Here is a 19873-nt window from a genome sequence, read left to right as displayed (position 1 = left end):
GGATACTTTTTTTTAAAAAAAATATACATCATATCTTAATTCTTATAATTTTAGTAGCAAATCCTTGATATTAACACCCACAGATATCAGAAAATTTTACCAAATCATATTAAAGTTAGATCCATCGGTTGAATCTTAATATTCTTTGTAAATTTGCCTTCCCATAACAAAGGATACTATGATCATAACTAAATCACGTGAAGAAATTGAACTAATGCGCGAAAGTGCATTAATTGTATCTAAAACCCTTGGAATGCTTGCAACAGAAGTAAAACCAGGAGTTACTACATTACAATTAGATAAATTAGCGGAAGAGTTTATAAGAGATCATGGTGCGATTCCAGGTTTTTTGGGATTGTATGATTTTCCGAATACGCTTTGTATGAGTCCGAATGCGCAAGTAGTTCATGGTATTCCTAATAATACTCCACTTGAGGAAGGCGATATCATTTCGATTGATTGTGGAGCTATTAAGAATGATTTTTATGGAGATCATGCCTATACATTTCCAGTTGGAGAAATTGCTCCGGAAGTAGCACAACTTCTAAAAATCACCAAAGAATCTTTGTATAAAGGTATCGCAGAGCTAAGGGTTGGAAAACGAGTGGGCGATGTTGGATATGCCATTCAAAAATATACAGAAGAAGCTGGTTATGGTGTCGTAAGAGAATTGGTAGGACATGGATTAGGTCGTAAAATGCATGAAGATCCTGAAATGCCAAATTATGGAAGACGAGGAAGAGGCAAAAAGTTTGTAGAAGGAATGGTAGTTGCCATAGAACCCATGATTAATATGGGAACACAGCGTATTAAACAATTACGAGATGGTTGGACAATCCTAACCGCTGATGGAAAACCAAGTGCACATTTTGAGCATGATGTTGCTATTATAGACGGTAAACCAGAAATACTTTCTACATTTAAATATATCTACCAGGCTTTAGGCATTAAATCTGATGAGGAAGATGCTTTTAGACAAGAATTATTAGTAGTTTAGTTTTTTTCAGTGATGAAAAAACTCTTCAAATTCATATTAAACACCATTCCTAGACCAATATTAATTCGTCTTAGCTATTTGGTTCGACCTGTCATTTCTTTTTTCTTAAAAGGAAACACTTTTACGGATCCAATTGACGATAAAAGCTTTTCGAAGTTTCTTCCTTATGGATATGGCAACCAAAGAGAAAATGTACTTTCTCCATCAACACTATCGTTAGAACGCCATAGATTATTATGGTTATATCTTAAAAATGAGACCGATTTTTTCACTAAAAAACATAAAGTTTTACATTTTGCTCCAGAACAAGCATTTTATAAAAGGTTTAGAAGATTAAAAAACCTTGAATATACAACCACAGACTTAAACTCACCACTTGCAGATGTTAAGGCAGATATTTGTGATCTTCCTTTTGCTTCAAATGAATATGATATTATCTTTTGTAATCATGTATTAGAACATATTCCTGATGATACCAAAGCTATGCAAGAATTATTGAGAGTACTTAAACCTGGTGGAATGGCTATTTTACAAATACCTCAAGACCTAAGTAGAGATATTACCTTCGAAGATAATAGTATTACCGATCCAAAAGAACGTGCAAAGATTTTTGGGCAATACGATCATGTAAGAGTATACGGTAAAGATTATTTCGATAAACTAAGATCCATAGGTTTTAAAGTAGAAGAAGTTGACTACACAAATAGACTTACTAAAGAAGAAGTGGCTAAATACTGCCTTGCTCCTGGAGAAATACTGCCAGTTTGTTCTAAATAGTATCGCAGTTTCTAAGAAACATTTTTTCTTATATTTCTTCTATTCGGCAACATCAATTCATTATACAAAGGATCATTCTCAATCAATTGAATTAAATATTCTTTACATTCGAATTTTCTTTTTCGAACGTACCCTTCAGAATAATTAGTAAGTTTAGATATTTCTTTCATACTCTTTCCTTCAAAAAACAAAAAAAGTATATTCTTACACTTACAATTAAGACTTAACAAATGCTTTCGGTATAATTGCTCTTGTTCTTTTGCCTCTGTATCTTCTAGAATGGAAGGTTCCAACTCTAATGCAATTTCATTGATTTTCCCACAACAAGAAACTTTCCCAGCTCTGCGTAATTTACTAATCCATAAATTTCTACAGATACTATAAAAATAGGTATGAATCGAACAACGTAAATGTAATGTATCTTCCTTTTTTAGAAACTGATATAAGGAAATTAAAGCATCCTGAAAGATGTCTTCGGCATCATTCTCATTTCCAGAATTCCGAGTAATATAACTGAGAATAATATTAAAGTTTCTTTTATAAAAACTTTTTAAGACTTCCGGATCTCCATTTCGTATACCTTGAAAAATAGTGTTTTCATCATGTTGCCCCATATTGATGAATTAATTAGTTAGTTAATACCCCACTTTATCTGTATCAATTTTTGTTCCATTGTTACATAAAAAGTAAGCTTCTCTACAAAAGACGAATTAACAAGTAGCTATGTTGCTAATTATACTATCCCTTTTGCAATACACCTTAAAACTAATTGGAGCACCTGTAAAAAGAAAACCAAAACTAGGGAACCTGCCCTCTGAGTTAGTAAACTGGTGGTACAGTTAAATGACTATAATGTTATTCAATTACAATTTTTTTAAGTACACTCTTTTTGTTATCCAGATACACCTTAAAAAAATAAATACCCGATACCATTCCAGATAAGTCTATTTCTTTAAAATCAGCTGAATCTTTTTTATGAATAGTTTTTAACAAACTTCCAATAGAAGAATACACTTCTATTCCATAAATAGTCTCAGAAGTATCTATCCTTAATATTTTGCTAGATGGATTAGGATAGACAACTAAGTTGACTGCAACATCATTTTCTTCGACACCTAATGTATCATCTACAAGTTCTATTGCTGTGTTTCCTTCGTCATTCTTGTAAAATTTAATATTTCTTACTTCATCTGAAAAAGTGATTGTTAACAAGCTTTTATCTGTATTCCAATTTGTAATTGGCAACTGATCTCCTTCCCTAAAAGGAAATAACAGTACTTTAAAATCAGGAGAAACACTATTACTTTCTACAACTAGTCGTTTCCGCTCCCAATTAGGATTTGGAGTAAATGGGATTCCTGTAAAAATATCAACATAATCTAACACTTCTATATAGCCAGGATTGGTAGTACCATCATAATTAGTATTTTCCAAAACACGAACAAGCAACCTTCTGTTTCCATCTGCTGAAGGTTCTTTAAGTATTATATCATTTTTATAATCTTCATTATCCAAATTCACTTCATATCGCTCCAATTCTAAACCTCTAGCGATTTGAGCAGTCCATTTATAATTTTGTTCATTCTCATCTTTTTGCACGTCATCTACAACAAGTAACAAAGGGTGTTTTTCTCTAAGCAATCCAATAGTCCTCACTACTTTTTGCATTGGATTTACCTCCTTCTTTACAATTCGCTCGAGATTTTCAGGCTTATGCCAATGTTCATAATCATATATGGGAATATTAAAATGAGGCTCTGTCTTCGGTACTTTTAAAAAATCATTAAAAGTTTCAGTCACCTTTTTCCATCCATCAGTATCCAACCATTGATGATCCTGACTCGCTAATCTATCATTCCAATGCCACTCCCACGAATATGCATGGGTGGCATCAGCTGTTATGGTAGATATTTCAGAAGAAAAATTATAGTCCAAAATTGTTGCAGGCTGTCTACTTTTATCACCATCTCTATCTGTAACCGGGACTCCTTGATCATTTACCAATACCATAGAATGATACTTAGAAGGCTGAAACTGACTACCTCCATATGTCTTTCGGATCCAAATTCGTCCTAATCCGCTTAATGTAAAATCCAATCGGTCTCCATGAGTATGACCGCCCATATCTTGTCTTGCATGAAATTGTACTGACAATGCACCTTTATCTGAACTACTCTTAAAAACCGCAAGTCCTCTATCTAATGCTAAATAGTCTTCAGTGATTACCTGATTAGCTTGTGATTGCCAACTATCGGTTGCATAATCCATAGCAAATACTGCAGCAGGAATCAAATAGTTATTATAACTATCATCAGGAGGTATTTGTGCGTATACATATCCTCTGGAATCATTATTAGACCAACCGTCGATATAATTTCTCCATACGAAATCTATTTTATCGTTCTCTGGAAAGGCATATTTAAGGCCAACAGCATCGGAAGAATTAAATTTATATTTACCTAAAACTGGATGCGCTCCAGAACCGCCCCAAACATCATAGCTAGTAAATCCTTCTCCAAAAGGCTGCATTATTGCAGTAAGATAATTTTCACCATAAGCTCTAACATGAGGATGAGGTAATAAGCTATATCCTCTTTTAGCTGCAGCGATTAAAGTAGTAACAAATTGATAATTTTTCCCTAACCCTTCATATCCCGCTCCAGATGGGTACCATCCGTAATTAATAAAATTATGCAATGATCGCATCCAATCCTTTGTTAAATTGGGTTTATACCCATTTTCTCCTTCGATTGCTAGATTTATTATGATCTCGAAACTATTTAAGGTACTCCAATTACTAGTATTTGCAAAACAGGCTAAGTTTTTTCCGTGTCTTGGAGTATCCGGTATAATCTTATTTAACGCCATTCTCATATCCTCTCTTTCCGTTTCTGAAAGTGCCTCGTAATTGAGGTCATAGCACAAAGCCATATGAGTGCCTCCAAAATTATTGAAATTTTGCCCGTTGGGATTAACTGAATCATCTTCTAATGCTAAAGTTGCCCAAAAATGCATAGCATCAGCAAGTTCATTTGCCCGTTCCTGATAGGTCTTTGCTATCACTGGATCAGTACTTTCATTTTGAAAAATAAGACATAAAAAAGCTTCTATAGACATTAAAGCAGCAACACGATGTTTTCTCTTTGTATCCACACCTTGCCAAACAGTCGGATCTTTATCTTTTAATTTCTGAAAATATGGCGAAGCACTCCAAGCACCTGCGTTATCAATATACCTATTGCCAAAAGCATCTTTAGCATAGACTGCATTTTGATTATACCCTTGATAACCAAGATGCAGTAAGATAGAATAGGCTCTTAATACGGATGTAATTGCTTGTCCACTTTGTGTGTTTTCTAATCTATTTTTAATTTCTGGTATTTCCGAAGGACCAAAATACACTCGTGGATGAATTCCGATTTCTGGAGCATGAACAATTGAATTCATTCCATCAGAATTCCAATTCACATTTCTAGAACCAAGTCCCGTATAAGTGTCTGAAGTATATTGATCCCATCCATATAAAAAACCGCCTTGCTTAGTAGTTTGAGAAGAAGCCATATACATACTTCCTATGCATATGAAAAATAAAAATTTCAGGTTCATTAGTTGAGTTAGTTGTGTGAGCAACATAACGAAAAGACTAACTTTTTATTTTATGATCACCTATGAGCCTAAAAACATAACAGTATCATTTCCATGAAATAATAAAGGTGTAAGTATTAATTCTATTTCTCTTTACCTCCAAAACCATTAACAGCAAGGGTTGTTATTTCTTTCTGATCATTTTCGTAAATGAAGTACACTTTTATTTCGGGATGTGCGCTTAAAAAATCTTTTGATTTTTCTAATCCCATAGACATGAATGCTGTGGCATATGCGTCAGCTTCCATACAACTTTTTGCAAGAACAGAAACACTAAACACGTTTGATTTAGAAGGATAGCCTGTTTTAGTATTAATTATATGAGCATATCGATTCCCATTTTTGTCGATTTTAAACTTACGATAGCTTCCAGAAGTTGCCATAGCTCCTTCTTGTAAAGTTATTACTTTACTATAAGACTGAGTATCATCAAAATTAGGATCTTCTACTCCTATTCTCCAAGGCTTTTCTTTGATCAAATTACTTCCTTTACCTCTAATTTCACCACCGATTTCAACTAAATAGTTTTCTATATTTTTAGTTTCTAAAAACTCGGCAAAAACATCTACTGCATATCCTTTTGCCAAAGCATTAAAATCAATAAATGTATTAGGGTATTGTTTTACAATTTTATCATTTTGTAAACTAACCTTATTTAACCCTACGGAAACCAACAAACTATCTATTTTAATACTATCTAGTGCTATTACTTTACCTTCTGGACCAAAGTCCCAAGCATTTACTAAAACGCCTATAGTAGGGTCAAAAACACCATCTGTTTGTTTGTATATCTTTTTTGATGCTTGAAATACTTTCTTAAAGTGACTATCAATAACTATCGTAGTATCTCCACTATTAATTTTAGATATATCAGAATCCTTTTGATAGGTTGACATAGAGGTATTGATAACAGCAACGATACTATCATAAGATGCAGAAAGATCAATTTCTTTAGGAGCTATAAACTGAACAGAAAATGATGTTCCAAAAGCGTTTCCATTGGTATAGTTTAAATGATTTTTTGGAGTTTGTTTACAAGAAAATACACTTACAAAAAGAAATAAAAAAAGAAGGTTTCTCATTCTAAAAAAATTAATTGAGATGTGTTTCTATTATTTGTAGTCCGGCATATTCTAACACATATTCTTCATTCAAAAACACAGGCTTGTTTGGGTTCTCCGAGTTTTGCAATCCCACTCCAGCATAAAATACTTTAGCTTCTTGTTCTCTGGCATGTTTCTTAAAAGCTTCCATCCAAATCATATCATAATTATGTGGATTATCTGGATACGCAATCGCTTTGACGATTACAAAATAACGCTGATTAGATTTATCGATACATACAAACTGCGGATGCTTACCTAATTTGCTATTAATAGCGATAAATTCATAACCTTTCTTCTCTAAATCTTCTCCAACAATATTCATTGCTAGATTATGCAATTCTTGTTTCGTTAAAATTCTGGACATAGGGTCGCAAAGATACTTATTAAGCTATTTGTTTTAAAATTTTAAGTTGCCAATCTCTATTTCTTCTTCTTCCTTACCTAGTCTAACAATACTAACTTTCTTAGATTCATTTTTCTTCCCATAATTGGTAAATAAGGTGACTTTCAAAATCGTTGGTCCTGATATTTTCTGTACAGTATCTGTATAATAATCAATCATCACTTTATAATTACCTTCTATAGCATTTTTAAGCATATATTCCTCTGGTCCATAACCTTCGGTCATATCATCAGATAATCTACCTCCAATTTCAGTTTCTTTATTACTAAAATAACCTTTCTCCTCATTTGGATCAATAACCCATAAATCAATATCTGTATCATTATGATTCCAATCGATAACAACTCGAATATCCACAGGAATATCTTTAAACAAATTCCTCTCCAATTTAGATAATTTAAGTTTTTTATGATATTTAGAAACTAATCTACAAATTTCTACGTATGCTAGCTGTTCAATACCCAAAAAACGTTCATCCTCATCTTTTTCCAATAGCTCACCATTATATACTTTATACAATAAGTCAAAACTTCTTTGATACTCACCTATAGCTTCATATGCTAATCCCAAATCTCTATAAGATTGTGGTTCTTCTGGTCTTAATTCTAATATTTTCTCATATACAACAACCGCAAGTTCATGCTGTTCAAAATATTCCAATTTATAAGCTAACGCTCTCATCAGTTCATGATTATCTAGGTCAACTTCTATAAGGTTCGTTACTATCTGAATAGCTTTAGTCTTTTCCTTTTTATTATCAAAAAAACCTGCGACATCTAAATAAAATGCTGGAGTGTTCTGATATTGCTCTCTAATTTCTAAATATTTAGCATAAGCTTGCTCGACCGTTTTTTCTTTTTCTAAGATCTTAAGATATGGAGTATCTGGATTCCATGATTTCAAGTCAATTTTCTCAGAGATTTTTTGATTGAGCTCATCGATTTTTTCAGTATTATTTTCTTTTCCATCCTTTGTAGTAATAACAATAACACCATTATGTCCTTGAGACCCATAGATTGCAGAAGCGTTGGCTTCTTTCAAAACCTGGACGGATTCGATATCATCTGGTAACAAATCTTTGGTTGGATTTCCATTTACAGGAACTCCATCTACGATATACAAGGGTTCTGAACTACTATTATTTATAGATGCCAGACCTCTAATAACTACTGATTCTGTTTGATCGACTTCAACGCCCGTTACAACTCCTGCAACAGCCTCCGAAAACGACTCACTTTTCACACTAACAACTGAGGCAGTAATTGATTTTTTCTGTTGTGTACCATATCCCATCACAACTACTTCTTCTAAAAGTGATTCATCTTCATTCAATTTTATTTGCAAACCACTAGAATTGGTAGCGACAACTTTTTTAGATGTAAAACCTATGTATGATATATTTAATTCTTGCTCAGTTTCGGCATTAATTTTAAAATTTCCATCAAAATCTGTTTGAGTCCCTCTTTGTGTTCCTTCTACCCAAACATTTACTCCAGGAAGCGGAAGACCTTCTTGGTCGGTTACTGTACCAGAGACTATTCTTTTGGTAGTATCCAATCTATTTCTATTAGTATCTACAACTGCATTATTTGTATTACTTTCTGGTTCTCGAGAAGTATCAGTATTAGCATGTTGTTGTGCATTTTGATCATTATTTGTATTTCTTGAATTTTTTTGAGGTTTTACTTTTTCTTTTATTCTTGGAAATGTTGTAGCGTACCATTCATGTAAATCTTCATAATTTTCAAATAACTCTCTCCTTCTCTCTTCTATTTCTTCTTTTTTATATCGTTCGTCTTCTTCGATGTTTGCTACACGTTCTTTATAAGCTTCTCGTAATTCTTTTGGAGGTTCTATTCGATATCTAACATAATCCTCAATCCTATCTAGTATTAACATCGAAGTATATTCGGTGATCAGATCATGTTGTTTTGCAAGTGTTATAATTTGTTTCCTGTTTTCTTTCTTGTCAGCCATTAGAAACTTTAATTTTTGCTTTGCCCAAAGCCTCTTTACAGTCCTATCACCAGTTTGCTTTATCACAGGAATTTTAATCATATTAGTAACTTTATTTCCATAACCAAATAGTAGTGTAATGACTGTATTTTCTTTAAATCTTCCAGATAATGAAAAATCAGATAGCACATTTGTATTTTTTTTAGGATAGATTTCTTCTACCTTTTCATTTTTCTTTATTCCCAAAAACTGATAGGTTTCTTGCTGTAGAATTTGCAAAGCATCTTTGGAACCAAATCTATTAAGATTCATATAGTTCCCTCCGGTATTTGTAGCAACCCTATTCAAATATGTATGATCTCCAGAAACAGAAGAATTCACGGTATAAATACTCTTTTTAATTTTCTTTGTGAATCCACCAAGATTGACTAATCCATCTGTAAAAAGTAAAATCTCGTCAGACTTTATATTTAGATCGTCTAAAAAACTTAATGAAGTCCCTCCGTCATAACATACTTTTTCAATTTCTTCTTTCAAAACTGTCCATTCACCATTAACAATTTTATAATTTCTATTGCTAACAACAGATTGACCAAAAGGAATAAATTGAACATTAATATCTTGTAAATAATTAAAATATAGTTGTAATAACTCTAACTCTTTTTTCAGTTTTCTATACTTATTAGAGAGTGATGCATCCCACAGTATTGTTATACTTTTGGGTTTTTTCTTTAACCTCATACTAGGCTCTAACTGTTTGTTTAAATAGAAAAAATCATGATATGTAGTTACGTGCTCAGCATCAGTTTGCTTTGGAATTTCTAAAAAAATCGACGTAGAAGCTAGGTAACTTTTTTTATGTAATGATCCTTTAAATTTCCCATCTTTTTTCACAAAAGTCAATTCATCAGAATCAGTAATTGGTGTTATATCTTTAAACACTTCAAAATCTACTATAAATTCATCAAGTGGTTTTGTGAAGTTTAGTGGTAATTCATATTGTTTTACATGATTTCTATCTAATAGTTCTTGCTCATATGTAATCGTAATTCGTTTATTTTGTTTAGGCAAAATGGGATAGATTCTGGCTTTATAATTATTTCCTTGTGTTTTCTCTAAAAGACCTGGATCAATATTTTGCCTAACTGTATTCTCAAATGCAACTCTTGCCTTCTCTTTTTCGACAATAACTGCATCTCGCATCTCCCCATTTACATCCATGGCAAAGCCAGAAACAGTTTGCCCTTCTCCTAATGGGAATCTTAATTCTCCTTCTAACGTTCTATCCAATTCATTATAAAATTGCATATCGTATGTAGTAGTGGCGAAATTTCCAATAATTTTAACTTCGACTTTTAAGGTCGAAAGCTTTAACTGTAGAGAATCATCTATCTGAACGACAGGGATTTCTTGAGAAAAGAACACCTTAAAACTTAATAAAAAAACAACAAGTACAAATGATTTTTTCATGATTGGTTTATTTTGTATTTAAAACAAACCTCCTAATAAGTAGTGATAACTAAAACCAAAAATGAGGGAAGTTATCTTTTGAGTGAGTAAACCTAAGAATTACTTAAACCTAATAAAAATTGGATTTTCAAAATAATAACTTGGAGTATATACGGATTCATTTTCTGTAAACCTATACCATGGAGAGATCTTGGTATCTTCAAAATTTTTAAGTAAACATACATTTTGAGCTGGAGTATTTCCTTGAGCTAACAAGAAGAGTGATTTCCCATTTTCATCAACAGCATGATCAACAATAATCTCTATATGACCAGGAGTTCCAGGTTTTACTAACATATCTCCTATTTTTAAATCCTTTATATCAACTTTTGGAAGTTCTGTACTTAAAGATAAGGTGCCAGCATAGGTGAAAATCAAATTCAAATATTTGTAAAAACTTGCTTCAGAATAGTTTGCAGCAGCTGTTTTATGAAAGCTAACTTTATTGCCATTTATTTTTGGTCTATACCCTTCAGCATATTTTTTCCATGAACAATAGTGCCCAGAAGTAAAATTAAAACCAATTTCGTCTTTCCGATTCTTCTCCCATAAATATTCAGCTCTTAATCGCATCAGTGCATCAGCACATTGTTGCAATCCATTTTTTGGAACTGGAACTTCTAAAATAGCGTCATGCCAATGCTGAGCAAAATACTTACTGTCATCATAATTTATAATTGGCGATCCGTAAGTTTTCAATGGGTAATTCCGTAAATAGTCCTGGAAAGAACCTTTAGAATATTCTTTCCTTTTGTAACCATCAGGCAACGCTACTCGGGTAAGAATCGAATCACCTTCTTTATTGATATAATTAGGAGAGGAAACCATTTCTGTTATTGTTCCCTTTACATGATTTGTTAGATGTCTACCTTTAGAAGTGGTTCTAATCAAAAGAATTAAAACAACTATTACCAATCCAACAAAAACATATTTTTTCATACGAAACCGACTAATTTAAGAACACTCTAATTAAGAAAGAACACCAATATTTACTATCCGTTGCAGAAATAAACATAAAAAAACAACAACCATCAAATTTGGGATTTTATTAACAAACACCATTTTAAGTGAAACGTCATTAGAAGCAACAATACCGGTATTTGAATATAATTTTAATCTTAAATTTCAGACTAATGAAAACTTTTATTTTATCAATCCTAGTAGCTTTACTAGGGTACTCAAATACTATTGCTCAAGATGAAACAACATATGGGTTCAACAAAGGAGATTTTACAATCGCTGGATCTATAAATTACTCAAAAAGGAATAGCTCTTCAGAATTTAATAGTGACATAGATTCTTTTAGTAATGAACAAAAAAGCAGTAACCTAGCTATAGTTCCGGAAATTGGATATTTTATATCTGATCATTTTATGCTAGGAGCCAATTTAGGATATCTTAATCAATACTCCGAATCACCAACGTCATTTAGAAATGAAGAATCTGGTTATATAGTAGGTATATCTAGCAAATACTTTTTCACACCACAGAAGAGAATTACACTTTTTTCAGAAATCTCCACCTCTTATACTAAATTATCTGGAGATAATAAATCTTACAACAACCAAGTTTTAGTTGCTACAGGAGAAAGAAAAACTGAAAGCCTTGCTATTGGTTTAAGTCCAGGAATTAACATATTTCTAAACAAAAGGTTATCCTTAACATCTAAAGTCGGTAGAATCGGATATGAAAAAACCAAAGGGAATACAGTAAGCCTGGATAACAACAGTATATCTTCTTTCGAAAACGATCGATTTGTTACTTCTATAGGATTGGATAGTGTGTTTTTTGGAGTTCTATATCGAATATAAAATCAAGGCAAATAAAAAACCGATACATTTTTGTATCGGTTTTTAAAAGTATATTATAGACACTAGATGTCCTATCCTCCAAAGTCATCGAATCTGATATTCTCATCAGGAATACCAAAATCTTCTCCCATTTTTTGAACTGCTTTGTTCATTAACGGTGGACCACAGAAATATAATTCTATATCCTCTGGTGCATCATGGTGATTCAGATAATTATCGATCACACAATTGTGAATAAACCCTACAAATCCATCACCTTCCGTATCATTGATATCTTTCTTTACTTTCCAATTATCCTCTTCTAAAGGCTCAGATAAAGCTAAATAGAATTTAAAGTTAGGAAACTTATCTTCTAACTGCTGGAAATGATCTAAATAGAATAATTCTCTCTTAGAACGTCCTCCGTACCAATAGGTAACTTTACGACCAGTTTCTAAGGTTTTGAATAAATGATACAGGTGAGAACGCATTGGCGCCATTCCTGCACCACCACCTACGTAAAGCATTTCTGCTTCAGATTCATTGATAAAGAATTCTCCGTAAGGACCAGAGATAGTCACTTTATCTCCTGGTTTCTGTGCGAAAATATAAGAAGATGCCACACCTGGATTAACATCCATCCAAGCATTCTTACTTCTATCCCAAGGCGGAGTAGCAATACGAACATTTAGCATAATATCTCTTCCTTCTGCCGGGTAAGAGGCCATAGAATAAGCTCTTTCTACAGTTTCTCCATTCTTCATCACTAATGGCCATAAACCAAACTTATCCCATTCCGCTTTGAATTTGTCTGGAGTTTCATGCTCCTCTGGATGCGCAGTAATATCAATATCAGAATATTTAATTTCACAAGGTGGAATTTCTATCTGAATATATCCTCCTGCTTTATATCCCATATCTTCTGGAATACGAACCACAAATTCCTTGATAAAAGAAGCCACGTTATAGTTACGTACTACTTCTGCTTCCCATTTCTTAATACCAAATACCTCTTCTGGTATTTCGATATTCATATCTTGTTTTACTTTTACCTGACAAGCTAAACGCGCTCCATGCTGTAACTCTTTACGAGAAAAGTGTGGCGTTTCTGTAGGTAATGCTTCTCCTCCACCTTCTAATACGTGGCATTCACATTGTATACAGGTTCCACCACCACCACAAGCAGATGGTAAAAATATTTTTTCATTACCCAAAGTAGATAATAAAGTACCTCCAGAAGCTACTTCTATCTCCTTTTCTCCATTAATGGTAATCTTTACAGGTCCTGATGGTAATAATTTGTCTTTTGCAAACAATAAAATCCCAACTAAAACCAATGTTAACACCAAAAATGAAATAATGGTGATAACGATTGTTCCAACTGTAGATGCTAAAAATATCATATTATTTAAGTATTGAAACGTTAGTATTTTCTGCTACTTCTTTAGCAGTCTCTTCTTTCACTTGCACAGTTTCTTTCTTTTTGGCCTCTTCTTCTTCTCCACCTGTTAACATTCCTCCAAAACTCATGAAACCAATCGCCATTAAACCAGTAAGTATAAAGGTTATTCCTAATCCTCTTAACGGAGCAGGTACATTAGAATATCTGATCTTTTCTCTAATAGCGGCAATCGCTAAAATTGCTAAGAACCATCCTATCCCGGATCCTATTCCATAAACCGCAGCATGTGAAATCGTTGCAAATTCTTTTTGTTGCATAAATAATGATCCTCCAAGAATCGCACAGTTTACCGCGATAAGTGGTAAAAATATACCTAATGAATTGTATAAGGACGGAGAAAACTTCTCTACAATAATCTCTACCAATTGTACCATAGTTGCTATAGTAGCAATGAATAAAATAAATGTTAAGAAACTTAGGTCGTAATCTGCATATTCAGGACCTAACCAAACCAAAGCACCTTCTCTAAGAATATACTTATCTAATAAAAAGTTTAAAGGCACTGTAATTGCCAAAACAAATATAACGGCTGCTCCAAGACCTACCGCAGTAGATACTTTTTTGGAAACCGCAAGGTATGAACACATTCCTAAAAAGAATGCGAATACCATATTATCTATAAAGATCGATTTTAAAAATAACTCTAAATATTCCATGTTTCTTTATTTTAATGATCTTCAATTAATGCTTTATTTCTACTTCTTTGGATCCAGATAATGATTCCCACCGTGATCAATGCCATTGGTGCTAACACCATAAAACCATTATTCTCATATCCAAAAGCGTAGACTCCAGTCTTTTCAATCGGATCTCCTAATACTTTAGCTCCGAATAACGTTCCTGATCCTAATAACTCTCTAAAGAAAGCAACGATGATCAACAATACTCCGTATCCTGCTGCATTACCAATACCATCTAGGAAAGATTTCCAAGGACCATTACCCAAAGCAAATGCTTCAAAACGTCCCATGATAATACAGTTGGTAATAATCAAACCAATAAATACCGAAAGTTCTTTACTGAGCGTATATGCAAATGCTTTTAGTACTTGATCAACCACAATTACTAAGGTAGCAACAACTACCAATTGTACGATAATTCTAATCTTAGAAGGAATGATATTTCTCATCAATGAGATTACCACATTACCGATTCCTAAAACAAATACTACCGAAATTGCCATTACGATAGATGGCTTTAACTGCGCAGTAATTGCTAATGCAGAACAAATACCTAATACCTGAATTGTAATAGGATTATTATCTGCAAGTGGATCTGTTAATAGCTTTTTATTCTTCTTCGAAAACAATGGCTCTTTAGGCTCTTTTGCTTTAACTTCAACTTTTTCTTCTGTTACTTCAGCCATTTGTTATTTTTTTAAAGTTGCGAAATAAGGTTGATACATTTTAATCCCTTTCTTTACCATAGCTGTAACACCATCACCAGTGATCGTAGCTCCCGCCATAGCATCCACAGCATTATCATCTTTTCTCACATTCTTAGGATCTCCATTACCTTTCTTTACCGTAATCCCTTTATAGTTTCCAGCAGCATCTAATATGCTTTCTCCAATAAAGTCATCTCTAAAATATGCTTCTTTAATATTAGCACCTAATCCAGGAGTTTCTCCTTTATGATCAAAAAATGCTCCTTTTACCTTCTTAAACTCTTTATCTAAAGACACATATCCCCAGATCGCATCCCAAAGACCATTTCCTCTCATTGGAACAATATAAAACTCCTCTCCATCTTTTTTACCGATGAATAAAGGCATTTTACGTTTGTAATTAGGGTCTTGCTTTAATTTATCATTCTCCTTTTTCACCTCGATGTTAAAAGCATCTTCAGTCTTCTCTGCAACATCACCTACAATGATATATTTTTCATCACCTACATACTTATTAAAAAGTTCTTCCGCTTTTTCTGCAGGAACAAACTCATTAGGATCTTCGGTATCAGTAACTCCCATAGCAAACAAAATATTTTGCTGCTTCTCTGTAATTTTATTAGCAGTGATATTAGGTTTTAAAACTGAAGATATTCCTGCTAATAAGGCGCCTACTACAACCACCATTGCAATCGCAAAGATGATCGTATATGAATTTTTATCTGTATTAATCGCCATCGTTAAGCTGTTTTTAATTTTAGACGTTTCATTCTCTTCTTCACATTTCCTTGAACCACATAGTGATCAATAGTTGGAGCGAAAACATTCATTAATAATATTGCTAAGAATACTCCTTCTGGATATGCTGGATTAAATACTCTTATCAATATCGAGATAAATCCAATCAAGAATCCATAAATCCATTTTCCTTTATTCGTTTGTGAAGCTGTTACTGGATCTGTAGCCATAAACACTATACCAAATGCAATTCCACCTACAATAAGGTGTTTCCAGAATTCTAGATTCATTAAAGCATAAAACTTACTTGATTCCGAAATCCAACCTGCATTTGTAACTCCGTTGAATATTAATCCCATCACTAAAGTTCCGATAACTGCACTTAACATGATTCTCCAACTTCCAATTTTAGTAAAGATCAAAAACGCTGCTCCTAATAAGATCAACAATGCAGATGTTTCTCCTACAGAACCAGGAATGAATCCGTAAAAAGCATCCATAACTGAGTATGTAGCATCACCTGACCCTATGATATTTTTTCCTTGAGCTAGTCCTCCAAGAATTGTCTCTCCTGATATTGCATCTAATTGGGCTCCACCAGCAATTTCATTTGCTCTTTCTACTGCTCCATGTACCCATACTTTATCACCTGACATCCATGTTGGATACGCAAAGAATAAAAATGCTCTAATCGTTAAAGCGGGATTTAAGATATTCATTCCCGTACCACCAAACACTTCTTTACCAATAACTACTCCAAAAATTACTGCAACTGCTAACATCCATAATGGAGTATCCACTGGTACGATCAATGGAACTAACATACCTGTTACCAAATACCCTTCTTCTACTTCATGTCCTTTGATTACCGCAAATAAAAATTCTACTGCCAATCCAACTCCATAGGAAATTACTACTAACGGTAAAATCTTCCACAATCCAATAACTAAATTATCCAAAGACCAAAAAGCAGCACTAAAAAAACCATTAGAAGCCGCTTCTATTTCTCCAAGTGCTAAATAATGCTGATATCCTGCATTGAACATACCAAATATCAAACATGGAACTAGTGACATAATCACTGTATTCATCGTACGTTTTAGATCATCAGCAGCTCTTACATGAGCTCCAGAATGTGTAGTTTCGTCCGGTAAATACAAAAAAGTATGGATTGCATTAAATGCAGGTGCCATCTTTGTCCCTTTATACTTAAGTTTTAAGTTATGTAATTTACTTTTTAAACTCATGACTCTATCCTATTTCTTTTAACATTAAATCTAATCCTTCTCTGATGATTTGCTGATGTGGTTGTTTAGACACACATATGAACTCAGTCAACGCAAAATCTTCAGGAGCTACTTCATACATTCCTAACTGTTCCATAGCATCCAAATCATTTACAGCACAAGCTTTTAAGATTTGTAACGGATAAATATCCATTGGAAAAACACTTTCGTAGTTACCAGTAACTACAAACGCTCTATGCTCTCCATTCGTATTCGTATTTAAATCATACTTTTTATTTGGGAATAACCAAGAAAAAGTCAATGCTCTAGAAGGAGAAATTTTATTAAAAATTGGCTTATTCCATCCAAAAAACTCATAATCATTTCCTTCCGGAATTACAGTGATCATATCATGATAAAAACCTAAATGACCATCAGGTTTTACATTATCTCCGGTAAGAACATTACCACTGATCACTCGTATATTATTATCATTTACACCAGAATCATATACTACTGAAGATACTTCTGCACCTATTTTTGTTTTAAAATACTTAGGGCTTTTAACAGAAGATCCTGCTAGCGCAATAATACGCTCAGCATTAAATTTCCCCGTTAACAACAACTCTCCAATAATCACTAAGTCTTGAGGATTTACTACCCATACAACTTCTCCTTTGTTAATTGGATCTACTTTAGCGATCTGTACCCCAACATTTCCAGCAGGATGTGGGCCACTTACATTGTGAATGGTGATATTATCTAAACCAGTAAAAGGAGAACTTCCATTTTTTCCAATAGAAACATGGACATCACCTTCTGTTAACTTGCTCAATGCCGTAACAGCCGCTTGTAGTTCTTTTTCCTTACCTGTTAAAACATATTCAAGATCTGCAGCCAATGGTGCAGTTGCATATGCAGAAATAAATATTGCTTTTGGAGCAACTTCTGGATTAGCAATTACATCATACGGACGTTGCTTTATAAACGGCCAACAACCAGAAGCTAATAAGTGAGATTTGATATCTTCTCCACTCATTGATTTTACATCTTTTGCACCATAATCGGCAAATTGTTGTTCTTTATCCGCTAAAATCTTGAACGTTAATATTTTTCGTTTAGCACCGCGAACAATTTCCACAACTTCACCACTTACCGGAGAAGGAAAAAGCATATTTTCATTAGTTTTTGAGTGGAAAAGGGGTTCGCCGGCTTTTACTTCTGTACCTTGTTTGGCAATAACTTTGGGTACAATACCGTGGAAATCGTCAGGCTTAATTGCGTAAACATTGCTCTTGGTAGCCTCAGAAGTAACCTTCTCTGCTTCACCAACCAGCTTAATGTCTAAGCCCTTTCTGATACGAATGTCTTTTGACATATTAGTAGTCTATGTTAATTAACTAAAAAAATCGTGCAAATTTACTAATTAAAACACGTAAGTGAAAGCTGGTGATGTTATAAGATTTTATTTATAATGTTTCTAAATAAGAGATTTAACCCCTAAAAAATCTACACTTATCTTTAGGCACACATTTTGTTTATCTTTACACAATTAACAATTCTATTAATGTCACAAAAACTTAAACAATTCTTTTTGATTTTAGGAATTTTCAGCTCCTTTCCATCAATTATTGTCGCTCAAGAAACCACAGAAGAGGTTGCGCCTCCAGACCATATAAAAACGATTCAACTTTTTGGTAGTGAAGAATTTTCGGGCACACCAATTTTAAAACTCGGTGATCCATTAACCATTAGGTTTGATGATATCAATGGAGACGAAGTGGATTATTATTACAAAATCACCTATTATAATTTTGACTGGACCCCTTCTCCCTTATACAAAAATGAATACTTAAACGGATTTGATGATATTAGAATAGTCAACTACGAAAATTCTTTTAACACCTTACAGATGTATAGTCATTATACCTTAAGAATACCCAATGAAGACACTAGAGGGTTAAAAGTAAGCGGGAATTATATGATCGAAATTTATGATGACGACGGCGAAATTGTGTTTTCCAGAAAATTCATTGTTTATGAAAATCTGACTAACGTTAAAGTGTATACCAAAAGATCCAGAGATTTAAAATTTATCGATACACGACAATCTGTACAATTCGAAATAAGCTCACCAAATGAAATTCTGAAGAATCCTAAACGCAACGTAAAAACCTTAGTGATTCAGAATAATGATTTGAAAAATGCGATAACAGATTTAATTCCACAATTTACCGTTGCCAATAATCTAGTATACAAATATGATACTGAATCTAGCTTCTGGGCAGGTAATGAATTTCTTTTCTTTGACAATAAAGAAGTACGATCTCCTACAGCCAACATCAGAGGAATCGATTTACGAGATATTTACCACAATTACCTCTATACAGATGTGGTACGTGGTAATAGAATTTATACTTATTATCCTGATATCAACGGTAGTTTTGTTGTTAGAAATCTAAGAGCAGAAAACAGCAATACAGAAGCGGATTACGTGTGGATGCATTTTGCGTTGCAGTGCTATGAGCCTTTAGATGGTGGCGAAATTCATCTTTTCGGAAATTTCAATAATTATATAACCGATGAGTCTACTCGCTTAACATATGATCAAGAGAACGGAATTTACACAGGTAAAAAATTATTTAAACAGGGGTTCAACAATTACAAATATGTACTGGTACGTCCTGACGGAACCATTGACCCTGGTTTTATTAGCGGTAATTTCGATGAAACTGAAAATGAATACGTAGTTATACCTTATTATCGTGCTCCTGGTGCTCGTTATGATCGTGCGATTGGAAAAGGAATGGGAAATTCAAGGAATATTACAAACTAAAAAAAAGGGTAAAGTAATAGAAACTTTACCCTTTTTAAACT

16 protein-coding genes are annotated in these 19873 nt (G+C 33.4%); 4 read left to right on the top strand and 12 right to left on the bottom strand.

Going from position 1 to position 19873, the window contains the following annotated elements; translation table 11 throughout:
* Window positions 1-178: 178 nt before the first annotated feature.
* Both map and ABD077_RS08820 read left to right on the top strand, forming a co-directional pair.
* Complete coding sequence (gene map, locus ABD077_RS08825; protein WP_343911946.1) at window positions 179-997, top strand: type I methionyl aminopeptidase; 819 nt, start codon at window positions 179-181, stop codon at window positions 995-997.
* Window positions 998-1009: 12 nt separating this feature from the next.
* Window positions 1010-1774, top strand: coding sequence for a class I SAM-dependent methyltransferase (locus ABD077_RS08820; protein WP_343911945.1), 765 nt, complete (start codon window positions 1010-1012; stop codon window positions 1772-1774).
* Window positions 1775-1785: 11 nt separating this feature from the next.
* On the opposite strand, the gene ABD077_RS08815 is transcribed toward ABD077_RS08820, so the two are convergent.
* The 6 genes from ABD077_RS08815 to ABD077_RS08790 form a co-directional block, all read right to left on the bottom strand.
* Entirely contained in the window at window positions 1786-2388 is a 603-nt protein-coding gene (locus ABD077_RS08815) for an RNA polymerase sigma factor (RefSeq protein WP_343911944.1), read from the bottom strand.
* 241 nt (window positions 2389-2629) lie between these two features.
* Window positions 2630-5335, bottom strand: a complete 2706-nt coding sequence (locus ABD077_RS08810; RefSeq protein WP_343911943.1) for a T9SS type A sorting domain-containing protein — start codon at window positions 5333-5335, stop codon at window positions 2630-2632.
* Between the two features lie 167 nt (window positions 5336-5502).
* Window positions 5503-6501: an FAD:protein FMN transferase gene (locus ABD077_RS08805; protein WP_343911942.1), complete on the bottom strand. Its 999-nt coding sequence runs from the start codon at window positions 6499-6501 to the stop codon at window positions 5503-5505.
* A gap of 10 nt (window positions 6502-6511) precedes the next feature.
* Entirely contained in the window at window positions 6512-6889 is a 378-nt protein-coding gene (locus ABD077_RS08800; protein ID WP_343911941.1) for a Na(+)-translocating NADH-quinone reductase subunit F, read from the bottom strand.
* A gap of 33 nt (window positions 6890-6922) precedes the next feature.
* Window positions 6923-10354: a VIT domain-containing protein gene (locus tag ABD077_RS08795; protein WP_343911940.1), complete on the bottom strand. Its 3432-nt coding sequence runs from the start codon at window positions 10352-10354 to the stop codon at window positions 6923-6925.
* A 99-nt stretch (window positions 10355-10453) separates the two neighbouring features.
* Window positions 10454-11332, bottom strand: a complete 879-nt coding sequence (locus ABD077_RS08790; protein ID WP_343911939.1) for a DUF4846 domain-containing protein — start codon at window positions 11330-11332, stop codon at window positions 10454-10456.
* 194 nt (window positions 11333-11526) lie between these two features.
* Here ABD077_RS08790 and ABD077_RS08785 point away from each other — a divergent pair, with 194 nt between their 5' ends.
* Complete coding sequence (locus ABD077_RS08785) at window positions 11527-12204, top strand: hypothetical protein (RefSeq protein WP_343911938.1); 678 nt, start codon at window positions 11527-11529, stop codon at window positions 12202-12204.
* Window positions 12205-12275: 71 nt separating this feature from the next.
* Here the strand turns inward: ABD077_RS08785 and nqrF are convergent, their stop codons facing one another.
* From nqrF to ABD077_RS08755, 6 genes are read right to left on the bottom strand one after another with little or no spacing between them, the layout of a single operon-like run.
* On the bottom strand, window positions 12276-13586 hold the full coding sequence (nqrF, locus tag ABD077_RS08780; RefSeq protein WP_299602683.1) for an NADH:ubiquinone reductase (Na(+)-transporting) subunit F: 1311 nt from the start codon (window positions 13584-13586) through the stop codon (window positions 12276-12278).
* A 1-nt stretch (window position 13587) separates the two neighbouring features.
* The gene (gene nqrE, locus ABD077_RS08775) at window positions 13588-14301 is read right to left on the bottom strand and encodes an NADH:ubiquinone reductase (Na(+)-transporting) subunit E (protein ID WP_299602685.1); all 714 of its coding nucleotides are present in this window, start codon (window positions 14299-14301) and stop codon (window positions 13588-13590) included.
* Window positions 14302-14312: 11 nt separating this feature from the next.
* Complete coding sequence (locus tag ABD077_RS08770; protein WP_299602688.1) at window positions 14313-15011, bottom strand: NADH:ubiquinone reductase (Na(+)-transporting) subunit D; 699 nt, start codon at window positions 15009-15011, stop codon at window positions 14313-14315.
* A gap of 3 nt (window positions 15012-15014) precedes the next feature.
* Window positions 15015-15770, bottom strand: coding sequence for a Na(+)-translocating NADH-quinone reductase subunit C (locus ABD077_RS08765; RefSeq protein ID WP_299602690.1), 756 nt, complete (start codon window positions 15768-15770; stop codon window positions 15015-15017).
* Window positions 15771-15772: 2 nt separating this feature from the next.
* Window positions 15773-17017, bottom strand: a complete 1245-nt coding sequence (locus tag ABD077_RS08760; protein ID WP_343911937.1) for an NADH:ubiquinone reductase (Na(+)-transporting) subunit B — start codon at window positions 17015-17017, stop codon at window positions 15773-15775.
* Between the two features lie 4 nt (window positions 17018-17021).
* Window positions 17022-18374, bottom strand: a complete 1353-nt coding sequence (locus ABD077_RS08755) for a Na(+)-translocating NADH-quinone reductase subunit A (RefSeq protein ID WP_343911936.1) — start codon at window positions 18372-18374, stop codon at window positions 17022-17024.
* Between the two features lie 189 nt (window positions 18375-18563).
* Here ABD077_RS08755 and ABD077_RS08750 point away from each other — a divergent pair, with 189 nt between their 5' ends.
* Window positions 18564-19832 carry a type IX secretion system plug protein gene (locus ABD077_RS08750; protein WP_343911935.1) on the top strand — a complete coding sequence of 423 codons (1269 nt, stop codon included), beginning with the start codon at window positions 18564-18566 and terminating at the stop codon, window positions 19830-19832.
* Window positions 19833-19873: the final 41 nt, after the last annotated feature.

It is taken from the genome of Aquimarina litoralis (assembly GCF_039523995.1).
GTDB lineage: Bacteria > Bacteroidota > Bacteroidia > Flavobacteriales > Flavobacteriaceae > Aquimarina > Aquimarina litoralis.
Note: the sequence above shows the minus strand (reverse complement) of the source record. Positions and strands in the feature narration are given on the sequence as shown.